The sequence below is a fragment of the Hydrogeniiclostridium mannosilyticum genome (assembly GCF_003268275.1).
Taxonomy (GTDB): Bacteria; Bacillota; Clostridia; order Oscillospirales; family Acutalibacteraceae; genus Hydrogeniiclostridium; species Hydrogeniiclostridium mannosilyticum.
In genome coordinates this window covers 85,616-97,732 of record NZ_QLYR01000003.1, presented here as the reverse complement: position 1 = coordinate 97,732, position 12,117 = coordinate 85,616, and the positions used below count along the sequence as shown (strand labels likewise).

Annotated in this window: 11 protein-coding genes and 1 riboswitch; of the genes, 6 read left to right on the top strand and 5 right to left on the bottom strand. The window is 49.9% G+C overall.

Features of this window, described 5'->3' with window-relative positions; genetic code table 11:
- Positions 1-99: 99 nt before the first annotated feature.
- Positions 100-903 (top strand): delta-lactam-biosynthetic de-N-acetylase, encoded by an 804-nt coding sequence (gene pdaA / locus DPQ25_RS06955; RefSeq protein ID WP_112332452.1) that lies wholly within the window; start codon positions 100-102, stop codon positions 901-903.
- Positions 904-992: 89 nt separating this feature from the next.
- On the opposite strand, the gene DPQ25_RS06950 is transcribed toward pdaA, so the two are convergent.
- A complete protein-coding gene (locus DPQ25_RS06950) occupies positions 993-1,787 on the bottom strand; it encodes a glycyl-radical enzyme activating protein (protein WP_456237275.1) in 795 nt (264 codons plus the stop codon).
- Between the two features lie 22 nt (positions 1,788-1,809).
- A complete protein-coding gene (locus DPQ25_RS06945) occupies positions 1,810-4,338 on the bottom strand; it encodes a glycyl radical protein (RefSeq protein WP_112332451.1) in 2,529 nt (842 codons plus the stop codon).
- Positions 4,339-4,502: 164 nt separating this feature from the next.
- A riboswitch (cobalamin riboswitch) is annotated at positions 4,503-4,683 on the bottom strand.
- 163 nt (positions 4,684-4,846) lie between these two features.
- Between DPQ25_RS06945 and DPQ25_RS06940 the strand changes: the two genes are divergently transcribed.
- The 4 genes from DPQ25_RS06940 (at position 4,847) to DPQ25_RS06925 (ending at position 7,496) form a co-directional block, all read left to right on the top strand.
- Positions 4,847-5,293: a DUF2975 domain-containing protein gene (locus tag DPQ25_RS06940; protein ID WP_177576907.1), complete on the top strand. Its 447-nt coding sequence runs from the start codon at positions 4,847-4,849 to the stop codon at positions 5,291-5,293.
- Between the two features lie 90 nt (positions 5,294-5,383).
- On the top strand, positions 5,384-5,602 hold the full coding sequence (locus DPQ25_RS06935) for a helix-turn-helix domain-containing protein (RefSeq protein WP_112332449.1): 219 nt from the start codon (positions 5,384-5,386) through the stop codon (positions 5,600-5,602).
- Between the two features lie 26 nt (positions 5,603-5,628).
- Positions 5,629-7,170, top strand: a complete 1,542-nt coding sequence (locus DPQ25_RS06930) for a DUF4153 domain-containing protein (RefSeq protein WP_112332448.1) — start codon at positions 5,629-5,631, stop codon at positions 7,168-7,170.
- 83 nt (positions 7,171-7,253) lie between these two features.
- Positions 7,254-7,496: a hypothetical protein gene (locus DPQ25_RS06925; protein WP_112332447.1), complete on the top strand. Its 243-nt coding sequence runs from the start codon at positions 7,254-7,256 to the stop codon at positions 7,494-7,496.
- 117 nt (positions 7,497-7,613) lie between these two features.
- Here the strand turns inward: DPQ25_RS06925 and DPQ25_RS06920 are convergent, their stop codons facing one another.
- The gene (locus DPQ25_RS06920) at positions 7,614-8,891 is read right to left on the bottom strand and encodes a glycosyltransferase family 2 protein (RefSeq protein ID WP_112332446.1); all 1,278 of its coding nucleotides are present in this window, start codon (positions 8,889-8,891) and stop codon (positions 7,614-7,616) included.
- 123 nt (positions 8,892-9,014) lie between these two features.
- Complete coding sequence (locus DPQ25_RS06915) at positions 9,015-10,202, bottom strand: CCA tRNA nucleotidyltransferase (protein ID WP_177576905.1); 1,188 nt, start codon at positions 10,200-10,202, stop codon at positions 9,015-9,017.
- A 244-nt stretch (positions 10,203-10,446) separates the two neighbouring features.
- On the opposite strand from DPQ25_RS06915, the gene DPQ25_RS06910 reads away from it, so the two are divergent.
- Positions 10,447-11,478, top strand: coding sequence for a helix-turn-helix transcriptional regulator (locus tag DPQ25_RS06910; protein WP_112332444.1), 1,032 nt, complete (start codon positions 10,447-10,449; stop codon positions 11,476-11,478).
- Here DPQ25_RS06910 and DPQ25_RS06905 read toward each other — a convergent pair.
- Positions 11,453-12,046, bottom strand: a complete 594-nt coding sequence (locus tag DPQ25_RS06905) for a manganese efflux pump MntP (protein WP_112332443.1) — start codon at positions 12,044-12,046, stop codon at positions 11,453-11,455. The two genes, DPQ25_RS06910 and DPQ25_RS06905, sit on opposite strands and share 26 nt — an antisense overlap.
- Between the last annotated feature and the right edge of the window lie 71 nt (positions 12,047-12,117).

The following is a 12,117-nucleotide window of genomic DNA, read 5'->3' as shown; positions in this document are numbered from 1 at the left end:
GGCTGTTGAAAAGCAAGGGTAAAAGGGCTTCAGGAATAAAAATCTGCTTTGCAGCATATGGATTGATTACTCCGCAATAATAATAGGGTGGTGTGGTGGATGTTTGTCATAGTCAAGAGAAAATATATCCTGCTGGCGGCTCTGGGACTGGTACTGTTGGTAGCTTTGCCGTTTTTATTCGGCAACCTTTCGGAAAAAAGCGTGGAAACTGCCGCGGATGGAAATACGAATTGGGGCCTTAGCTTTCAAAAAGAAGGGGAGCCCCCGGTTGGCAATGCCTCCGTTGATTTTTTGAAGCAACACAATGCTTATTATATCGGGGACACTCAGGAAAAGGTGATTTATCTCACCTTTGATGCAGGATTTGAGGCTGGTTATACCCCGGCGATTTTGGACACGTTAAAAAAGCATAACGTAAAGGCGGCCTTTTTTGTAGTAGGAAATTATATTGAAACGAGCCCAGAGCTTGTAAAACGCATGGTGGACGAGGGACATATTGTCGGTAATCACACCTACCACCATTATGACATGTCAAAAATAGCCGATGCAGAGTCCTTTAGCAGGGAAATTCGTTCGCTGGAGGAGCTTTACAAGGAAACCACTGGCCAGGAAATGCAGAAATTTTACCGTCCGCCCCAAGGAAAATACAGTGAAAATAACCTCAAACAGGCTAATGATTTAGGCTATAAGACGGTTTTCTGGAGCCTGGCGTATGTAGATTGGTACCAGGACCAACAGCCCACAAAGGAGGAGGCTTTTAAGAAGCTGATCCCTAGAATCCATCCGGGCTCCATTGTTTTGCTCCACAGTACCTCCAAAACCAATTGTGAGATTCTTGATGAGCTATTGACCCAATGGGAGAATTTAGGCTATACCTTCGGCACCCTAAACGACCTGTCGTAAAAGCCTGACTAAACAACAGAAGGCCTGCTGCAATTATTTTTTGCAGCAGGCCTTCTATCTATGATTTATTTCAGGGCTACCCGGAGAGGTTAACCGCCGATTTGGCATTGCAGGCCAAACCCCTGTGCCGCCCGCAGCAGCTCCTGAATTTTTTCTTCTGGCATGGGGGTAATACCTGCCAAGGTATACTCACGGCCCAGGCCCGCGTATTTTCCCTCACCTAGGCGGTGATAGGGTAACAGGTGCAAACGTGTGACGCCCGGCAGGGTTCCTGCAAACCTGGCGATAGCCGAAATCTCCGCGGGCGTATCGTTAAAGGTAGGGATAACCGGTACTCGGATTGTTAGATTTCTGTGCCGCTCTGCGATCCTTCGGGCGTTTTCCAGAATCAACTCATTGGGCTGGCGGGTAAATTCTTTGTGCTTGCGGCTGTTGATATGTTTGATGTCCATTAAAATATAATCCAAGTAGGGCAAATATTTCTCAATCACAGGGAATGGCGCGAAGCCGGTAGTTTCTATGGCGGTATTGATGCCATAGTCCTGACAGGCGTGCAACAGGGCCGGGGCAAATTGCGGCTGTGCCAGCGCCTCTCCACCGGAGAGTGTTATACCGCCGCCGGAACGCCGGTAATAGGGCAAGTCCTTGATAAGCTCCGGGAAGATTTCCTCCACAGTGACATCCCGGCCGACAACACTGGTCTTTCCGTTCATTGTCATGGTTTGGAGCTCATGGATTTGGGATTCCGGGTTACAGCACCAGCGGCAGCGAAGCGGGCAGCCCTTTAAAAAGACAATGGTGCGGATGCCCGGGCCGTCGTGAATGGAGTAACGCTGAATATCAAAAATACGGCCCTTAGCAGATAAGTAGGCTGGTTTCATCATTCGTATTTAGCCTCCGTCTTTCTTAAAATCCTTGCTGCTCAGTCCGGTTGATGATGTCATCCTGAAGGGATTTCGAAAGAGAGGTGAACAGCGCGCTGTAGCCTGCAACACGAACGACAAGCGTCTTATAATTTTCAGGGTGCTTCTGTGCATCCAACAGCGTCTCGCGGCTGACTACGTTAAACTGCATGTGGCTGCCCTTTTGGTCGAAATAGCCCCGAATGAGCGCTGTAAAGGCTTCTAGGCCGGAAAGGCCGCTCAAAGCGGAGGGGTGAAATTTTTGGTTGAAAAGCGTTCCATTGGAGGCGATAAAGTGGTCAAGCTTGGAGACGGAGTTCGCCGCGGCGGTAGGACCATGGCTGTCGCGTCCTGCGGCGGGGGAAACGCCGTCTGCAACAGGGGTATAAGCCAGGCGGCCGTCCGGGGTGGCGCCCGTTTGAGCGCCCAGCGGCACATTGGCGGAAACAGGGTACAAACCGGCTTGGTAGGTGCCCCCGCGTGGATTTTTATAGGTCTCAAGCGGCTTTGTGTAGGTATAGGCCACCTCACGGGCAAACGCGTCGATCTCGCCGAGATCATTGCCAAATTTCGGCAGGTTGTCGATCAGCTCAAGAATATGGTCATATTTTGCCTTTTGCGCGGGGTCGCCGCTCCCCTGGAGAAGGGCCTGGTAAATGCTGCGAATACCCGCCTCGGGAACAGTCTTACCCATGCGGTAGACCTGCTCCACAACCTTTTCAGTGAGCTCCTTTGCTTTTTTTTCAGGAATCCCTCTGCCAAAGTTGTGGATCAATGCATCCTTCAAATCGGTCATTGAACATAGTTGCTTTTCGTAAACCAGCGTTTTTACCGCATAGAGGGAATCGGCCATATTGGCAATGCCGAAACCCTGTGGTCCGGTGAAATTGTAGATGGCGCCGCCCTCCTGCACACTTTTGCCGCGGCCGATGCAATCTTCAATCATAGAAGAAAGGAAGGGGAGGGGCGCACGCTCGGCGTGCGCGACGTCAATGGCGTTATCGGCGTTTACCATCAGGGCAATCATGTAATTCATCTGTGCTTTATAGGCATTGAAGAAATCATCGAAGGTGCGCATTGCGCTCACCTCCCCGGTTGCCGGGCCGATTTGTACGTTTTGGTCAACTCCGTTGGAAAAAACAAGCTCAAGCGGCCGGCACATGTTAAAGAAAGCGGCATCATGCCAGCCTTCCGTCTTGGCGGCCTTTTGGGGTTCTACACAACCGATGATATTATAGTCGCGGGCATCCTCCAGGGTAAGGCCGCGGCTCATCAGCGAGGGTATGATGACTTCATCGTTATAATAGGCGGGCAGGCCGATTCCTGTGCGGGTCAGCTCGGCACACTTCAGCATGAAAGCATGGGGGGTTCCGTTCCAAATGCGCACAGAGAAAGAGGGCTGGGGCAAACGGGTGTGCATAGAGGCCTGAACGCAGTGGAAGGATAAGTCGTTTGTGGCGTCGTTTCCACTTTGGTCCTGCCCGCCGGCACAAAGGTTCTGAAACAGGCTGTAACCGGCGAAGCCCTCTGCAGAGGCCGCGTCCCGGGCCTTGTTCAGGTCATTGAGCTTCACCCAGACGCAATCGATGAGCTCCTGGGCCGATTCCCGGGTGATTAGGCCTTTTTCCAGGTCCGCCCGGTAGTATGGATACATGTATTGGTCGAACCGGCCGGGAGAAATGGAGTGACCGCTGGATTCCATTTGTAGCAGCATTTGGACAAACCAAAAGGATTGAAGCGCTTCATGGAAGGTGCGGGCAGGGTTGGCAGGCACCTGAGCACAGTTTTGAGCAATGGTTTCAAGCTCCGCCTTTCTGGCGGGGTCGGAGCAAGCGCTGGCAAGTGTGCGCGCCAGTTCTGCATAGCGTTCCGCATAGCGTATGACGGCCTCACAGCTGGTGATGACGGCCTGGAGGAAATGGCTGCGTTTTGCATAATCGCTGTCAGAAGCTCGAAGCCCCTCCAAAGCAGTACGCGCTTCGGCAATAATTCCTTTATAGCCGGTGGCGAGGATTTTTCCATAGCAAACGGTTACATGGCCAACACCGTTATAAAAATAATTGCCGGGTGTAAAAATATTGTGGTCAATAGCTGTTTTAGCCTCCGGCGCCATATAGGAAAGGGCTAGTTCGCTGGTGGTTTTGCCCTTCCAATAGGGGAAAACCTTCCGCAAAGTAGCCTTTGTCTCATCAGAGACGGCAAAAGGGTCAGCCGCACGGGTCGAAATAGTGTCTAGTTCGCCTTCAAGCCATTCATAAGAAAATTCAGGAAAAACCTGGCAGCCGCGCGGGGAACGGGTGGCGCTTCCGACAATCAGCTCATCCTCCCGGATTGTGATGGGGATATGCTTCAAAATATGGGCGAAGGCCTTTGCCCGCCGGGTGATGACGGGAAGGGCTTCGGTCTTCTTATAAGACTCTGTTAATAAAACAGCCCGATCAGCCTCTATTTCCGGCATGTGGTCGTACAAGGCGCTGATTAGCTTAGGGATTCTGGGGGAGATTGGCAGGTCATCCGTGAAAAAACGACTCATTGAAACAGTCCTTTCTTTTAATGGAAGCATTGAGCGGAGGAAATGCCCAATGGTTTATGTAAAAAACAAAAAGGACACAGCGTTGTTCGGCTGTGTCCAGAAAGGCATAACAACAAAGCGGTGGGAAAATCCCTTTGCCGCGCCCTTCATTCCTCACCGAATGGGTTTCTTATTCAATCACGGCAGGTCTCCTGGCTCAATTTCATCCTACTAAGCATCTTCCCAGCCCTCAAATAGGCCAGTGACAATTGCTGTTCGTCCATTATACAGTAGAGTGAGCTGCTACGGCCTTTCACCGTATTCCCTATTAATGTATGAAATACAACCGCGATCGTATTCTATTTATCCTTATTATAGTCAGCGCATGGGCAAAAGTCAATGGCCCTTCAAATCTTACAAAAATGAAATATATCGAAAAACGATAAATTTGTATTGCAATTTAATAATTGCTATGCTATACTCAGGGTGTTCCAAATTAGTTTATTATTTTTTAGCCAGGGGGAATACTATGTGGAACCGTTCAAAATCTCTGCGGCTGACCATTGTTTGTACATGGCTTTTTATGGCACTGCTTTTGGCAGCAGTGGTGTTTGCGCCGCAGATTGCGTATTGGTACTTTTCCGGCCGGGAAAACAGCCAGTTTTATTGCCAGCTGTTTTGCATTGTTGTCTATGTCAGTGCGGCTCCAAGCGCGGTGCTGCTGCTTTACCTCAACCGTCTTTTGTCCCGCATTCATAAGGGGGAATTTTTTTCAGAGGCGAATATATTCTCTCTCCGCCTGATCTCTTGGTGCTCCTTTTGTGTTGCAATTGTTACACTGCTCGCTGGGCTCTTTTATCTATCCTTTTTGTTGGTTGCGGTAGCGTTTGCTTTTATCGGCCTGATTGTACGTGTGGTGAAAAATGTTTTTGAGCAGGCGCTGGCAATAAAAGAGGAAAATGACCTCACAGTGTAAACGCTGTACTGTAGTTAAAAATGCATGAACAAGGCTTGTAAGCCGCCGGGGGAAGCCGTGCCGGTTTACGAAGAAGGGATGTGGGCGTACTTGCCGATTATTGTAAATCTGGATGTAGTAATGGCAAAGAGAAAGATTTCTGCGGGCGATCTTGCCGCAAAGGTGGGCATTACGCCGGCGAATCTTTCCATATTAAAAAATAACCGGGCCAAGGCCATCCGCTTTTCCACGCTGGAAGCGCTCTGTAAGGCACTGGATTGCCAGCCGGCCGACCTATTGGAATATCTGGCGGAAGACCCCGAACATTAATTTGACAGGTTAAGGAGGAATTTTCAATGGAGACAAATCAAGCCGTTCAGGAGCAAAAGCAAACAATCCCTTCGCCGGCCCCGGAGATTCATGTGCAAAAGAGCAGTTATTCCGCTTGGGACAGGGGTGCTGCGTTGCTGATTTTCGTTTGTGGCTATCTTTTTGTCAGGTTTGTCTTTTTGCCCAATCCCGGTGTAGGGACGACCCTGTTTGCGCTGTGCTTTTATGCGGTAGCCATTCCCTATCTGTACCATAACGGGGCTGTGTTCCGGGCAGGAAGTTGTGTGCTGCTGGTTGTGCTTTTTCTGTCTGCCGCCTGCTTCGCCGTATTTTCAGACCCGTTTTTACGAGTGTGGAATTTGTTGTTTTTTATTTTGGGAACCGTGTATTGGGTAGGAATGGTTTCAGAGAAAAGAATTGGCCGCAACATCGGGCAATATTTATTTTCAAACGCTGTTGAGCAATTATTCTATGTTCCTTTCGGGAATTTTGGCGAGGGCCTTTGCGCTTTATTTACCTTAAAGGGGAAAAAGAAAAAGCATAAGACGCTGCTGGCAATTCTGCTGGGCCTGCTGCTGGCTGTGCCGCTATTGATGGTGGTACTCTGGCTGCTGATGTCGGCGGACGGTGATTTTCGCCGGTTGATTGCCACTATGTTTGCGGATGTATTCCGCTATTTCCCGCGGGTATTGTTGCGGATTCCGTTTGCATTGCTGGTGGGCTGTTATTTGTTCGGGTTGCTGTATGGCAGCACGCATTGGCAGAAAAGCCGTGAGGATAAAGTGCGGCATATTGAGCAGAACCGTGAGGCCCGCCGTATTGCGCCTGCCGCGCTGACAGGGACGATTCTGGCGGTGCTTTGTCTGGTTTACATGATGTTCTTTATTTCTCAGGCGACGACGTTGTTTTCCGCATTATATCAGGTTCGTCCGGATGGATTCACCTATGCGGAATATGCGCGGCATGGTTTTTTTGAGCTCTGCCTGGTAGCGGCAATTAATTTTGTGGTTCTGGTAACTGTGCGTGCGTTGACGCTGAAGGACGGAGAAAGGGTTATGCGTGTGTTTTCGGTTCTGCTCTCATTGGAGACGCTGCTTCTGATCGTCACTGCCCTCAGTAAAATGGTGCTTTATATTTCTCAGTATGGCTTGACCCGGCTGCGCATTTTTGCCAGCTGTACCATGATTGTTTTGTTCCTGATTTTTTTCCTGATGATTATTTTCCAGTTCAAAAAGTTTAATATTGTCAGAACGGGGGCTATAGTGGTCTCGGTGGCTTTTCTGGCGCTCTGCTATGCCAATGTGGGGGGCATGGCCGCCCGGTATAACATTGCCCGTTATCAGGCGGGACAGATTGAGTCGCCCGGAGTGGAGGCCATGTACGAGACGCCGGAGGCGTCTCTCCCGGCTGCAATCCAATTATATCAGGCAGAACAGGACCCGTTGGTCAGGGCAGACCTGAAGGCTTTTATTGAGTGGAGTGCGGACTACTTGGATAGCCGGTCCTTCTCCACTGCGAGCTTGCAGCGGCTGCAGGCGATGATGGCCTTGAAGGATTTTTCGATATAGATATTGGTCCGCTCTCTTTTCTCCAGTATGTTTCTTTCCGGCAGGGGCACAATAGTGGTACCCTAGGAAAGGAAGTGGGTTGTTTGAAAAAAAAGAAATCGGTAAAAAAGATTGCTGAGATCGAATACAATGAATTTCCACCGGAGGAAGATAACATCCTCGATGATTTCTGTACAGTGGCCTCGACGACGGAATGTACGGGTTTAATGCCCAATTTACCGCAGACCCATGCGGAAGAGGAATCTTACACGAAAATCTATACCATTCCCGCGCCGTCGCTCCGCCGGACAACGGAGGATAAACAGGGGCGGGGCGGCAATCCTTGAGAAAGCCCCAACCTGGAACAGGCCCCCTCTCCTTATAGGAGAGGGGGCCTGTTCCTATGCAGGTGACAGCTTTCTACTGTAGTGATAAATTTGCAGACAAGGCGATATCTTTTCTATTTAAATAAGCGGTTCGGAGAGCGCCCTCTTTCTTCTGGCTTTAGACCTTTTTGCGGGTTCAGCCGGTGAGAGCCGCCGATCGGCATGCTGGGTATGGCGGATTTCCTTCCATTCACCGGTGCGCTTGAAAAGACCGATTAGATGAATACAGGACCAGGTGGTAATAAAGAGCCAGAAGAAAAGCGCTCCTTTCCAGATGGCGCCGTTAAATTTTGGGCCGGCTTTTGATAGAATCCAGGCGAAAAGAGTCGTTCCCACAATAGAGAGCGCATTTGGCAGGAGAAAGCCGTACAATAAAACTTCGGGTCTGGGATCCAGCAGATAAAGGATCAGAAGCAGGGCCGGCGAAAGCAGAGAGGCTGCCTGAATGGCTGGTGCAGAGAGGAAAAGAAACGCATCCAGGCGCTGCGGTCTCTGCTTCTGGGCTGGCTGTCCTTTGAGTAAGGAGGCAGCCTCTCTGCGGCATAAACCGAGCATACCGCTGCTCCAGCGCCGGCGCTGATGGTAAGATTGGCCAAAACGGATGGGCTGTTCGTCATAGGTGACCGCATCATGAACCCACTCAATCTTAATGTCATGGAGAATACAAGCCAGGGAATATTCGCAGTCCTCAACCATTGAAGAGGTGGCCCAGGGGATTTGCCTCAGGCATTCGCGGCTAATGGCAAAACCAGTTCCGCCGAGAAATATGGGGAGATGCCTGGCGGCTCGTGGACGGTTATAGCATTCGTTCATCAGGCGAAAATAAAGGGAATAACCGCCTGAAATCCATGAGCTGCCGGGGTTTTTGCTTTCCCGGTAGCCCTGGGCAACCAATGCGCCGCTGCAAAATGCCCGGTTCATAGCCGCAAGAAAGTGCTTGTCGGCAATATTGTCCGCGTCAAAAATGCAGTAGGCGTCATAGGGGTCATTGCGGAGGGTTTGAAACGCGTAGCGCAGAACGTCGCCCTTGGACTTCACAGGGACCATGCAGCTGATGATTTTTGCACCATGCATCCGCGCGATTTCCTCCGTGCGGTCGTGGCAATGATTGGGGATAACAAAAATATCGTATAATTCACATGGATAGGCCTGCTGCCGGAGACTGTCGACCAGGTCGCCGATGACGATTTCCTCGTTTCTTGCCGCGATGAGAACCGCGAACCTTGTTTTAGGCGCAGCCGGAGGAAAGGCCTTTTTTTTCTGAAAATATCCGCTAAAGACAATGAGAAAATAGAGACCGTAAAGTGCAAAAAATAAACCGATGAGTGTAAGAATACCCTGTAGGATGCTTTTCATATGTGAACTCCTCCTATGTAAAGGGATCGGTTCCCTTTGTTGCCATTATGATAGGACAGGGAGTTTACAAGTTCACATGCTTTTTTCTTACATCTTTCTTAAACCAAGGGCGCGCATGGGCTTTTAGCGCCGAGCTTGTTTCAACTCGTGGAGGGCCTCCAGCAGATCTTCCCGGGTGTTGCTTCGTTTACCGGCGATCACAAGCGCCAGCAGCTGCCTGAGTGTCCAGCCGATTTCCGGGCCTGCGGGAACCCCGGCGCTGAGGAGATCCCGGCCGGATACAGCAAGCTGCCGGAGCTGGTAACAAGCGTTGGGGTTGTGCAGAAAAGCCGCTGCTTCCCCACGTAGTATGAGCAGCGCTTGCCGTTCTGTGGCCTGTCTTTCCAGAGGCATCAGGTGCAGGCAGCTTTCCTTTACCGTAAGGAGGCGGTAAAATTGAGGGGCTCCGATCTGAGCAAGAATGGTTTTGAAGTTAGAGGCTGTGAGATCGGTTGGCATTAGGGCGGCCAGTTGGAGAAGCTCACGGACTTGGCGCTTTTCAAAGCGTAGTTCATTCAGCGCTTTTTCCAGACCAATGCTGTCGGGGATAAGCGTTGAGTCATGAATCCCGCCAAGCATGAATAGAAGACGGGACGTAAGATCCTTGGGAAGATGGGAAAGCAGCGGTGCACAGAGAGCCCAGCCCCGTTTCATCGCGTCTGTCATAGGAATAAATACGGAAAATACGGCGGAAAATTCCGTACAGATTTTCACCGCGCCATCGCCAGTCAATAGCTTTTGAAGTTCGTTGTTGAGCCGTTCCGCCGAAATGTGGGAGAGCAACCGGCGGCAGGCAAGAACAGCAGACCCGGTTTGCTGTTCGATGCCGAAATTTAAGGTGGAAGCGAAACGAAGAACCCGCAGGATGCGTAGGGCATCCTCTTGAAAGCGGGTTTGTGGATTGCCGACGCAGCAGATCCGGCGCGCCCGAAGGTCCTGCAGGCCGTGGTGGTCATCAATCAACCCCTCCATGGGGTTATAGGCCATGGCGTTGATGGTAATGTCACGGCGTGATAGATCCTGGTGAATATCCGTGATGAATTGTACTTCGTCGGGGCGGCGGAAATCGCTGTAGGTGGTTTCCCGGCGGAAAGTAGTAATTTCATAAAGGCGCCCGGCTGATACAACGGTGACAGTGCCGTGCTTGAGACCATGGGTCAGGGTTTTGTAGCCGGTAAACACCTGGAGGGTCTCAGAGGGAAGCGCAGAGGTGCAGATGTCCCAATCGTTTGGGGAGCCTCCCAGTAAGCTGTCTCGTACGCAGCCTCCCACAACAAAGGCTTGAAAGCCGTTTTTAGTAAGTAAAGAGAGAAGCTCCCGGACAGACGCCGGAATTTTAAGTGGAAAAATAGAGATCCTCCTTCCTGGTAAACAAGACTTTGCCGTTAGTTGCATGAAAGTTCAATTTGACATATAATAAAATGTATGAAATGTTCACGTCTAATAGCTGGAAAATTCAGTTTAATTATGATATATTCAAAAAAATATATATTTATTATAGTGGGGTTGCTTCACGTTGGGCTTGAAAACTAGCAGTAAAGAAAAAATATTGGAGCTTTTAAAAATCTTATGGTATTATTCCGACAAGGAACATCCGGTCAGCGGTGAGGAGCTCTGTATGCTTTTGCAAAAGCAAGGGGTTTCCAGTGAAAGAAAATCAATTTACCGGGACATCTCCCTACTGAGGGAAGCGGGCTTTGCCGTTGTCAAGGCAACCGGTTCACAGCGCGGATTTTACCTAGAAACGCGGATGTTCGATTTGGCTGAAATTCGTATTTTGATGGATGCTATTCTGTCGACACCGTCCATCAGCGCCGCCAAAGCGCAGGAGTTGGTAAAAAAGCTGGGCTGTCAGCTGAGCTGCTACCAAGCACGGGACATTGAGGAACAGCTTTGCAAAAGCGGGCGGGGAAAATCAGATAATAATGAGCTGTTTCATTATATTGATTTGATTCACCGCGCTATCTGCCAAAAGAAAAAGATTCGGTTTTGTTACCACCATAAGCTATACGACGGCAAGCGGGCGGGACTGGACACAGGACGGACCTTCCTTTTAAGCCCCTATGCACTCATTTGGCTGAACGATAAATATTATTTAGCGGGAAATTATGAAAAGTATAACAACGTCAGTAATTATCGCGTGGATAGAATACGAAGCGTAAGAATTATGGATCAGGACGCGCGCGACTTCTCAGAAGTCAGCCCATATAAGGACTTTTTTGATGTCGAGGATTACACGCGGCGTTCTATCAATATGTACAACGGAACGCCCCTGCTGGTAAAGCTCTGCTGTGATAAAAGCCTGTTGGAGCCGTTGCTGGACCATTTCGGTGGGCGTATGGAGTTTGTTTGCTGTAGGAAAAATACTTTTACCGTGTTGGTCAGTGTAAACAGCAGTGAAGGGCTTTTAGAATGGTTGGCACAATTTGGCCCCCGGATATTAGTGCTCAGCCCGCTTTCCCTGAGAAAGGCAATCCTTGAACGGTCGCAAAGGGTGAAAAAGGCGTATGATCAAGGGGCGCCTATTGCAGAAACATATGCTCAATAAAAATCTTCAGGCCGATGAGGATCAACACAATTCCACCTGCAATTTGCGCTTTTTCCGAAAGAAGAACGCCAAATTTTTTGCCAATATAAACGCCGGCAATACAGATAACAAAGGTAATCAGACCGATGAGAGCGACCGCCAGCAGCATCAGGACCACTGTTGAAGCCTGTACGGCGGACGGCAGAATAATACCGGTAGCCAGCGCATCGATGCTGGTGGCTAATGAAAGCAGCATCAGGGTCTTAAAAGAAAGGCCTTCGCGTGCAGGGCCCTCGTCGCAAGAGGGCTCTTTTCTGTTTTTGAGGGATTCGACTATCATCTGTCCGCCGATAAAGCACAGAAGGATCAAAGCGACCCAATGGTCAACAGAGCTGATAAAGCTTTCGCCGGCTTTGCCGATAAGCCAGCCGATTGTCGGCATCAGGGCCTGAAACAGACCAAAGCTGAGCGCCATTTTTAAAGCGAAGGAAAACCTAACCTTTTTACAGAGGGCGCCGTTGGTAATGCAAACGGCGAACGCATCCATTGAGAGGCCTACCGCAATCCCGACCAATGCAACATAATCCATGCTGTTCCGCTCCTAAATCAAAGATTTTATTTTACCGCAATATAAAAAAGCATTCTTTAAATTTTACTATA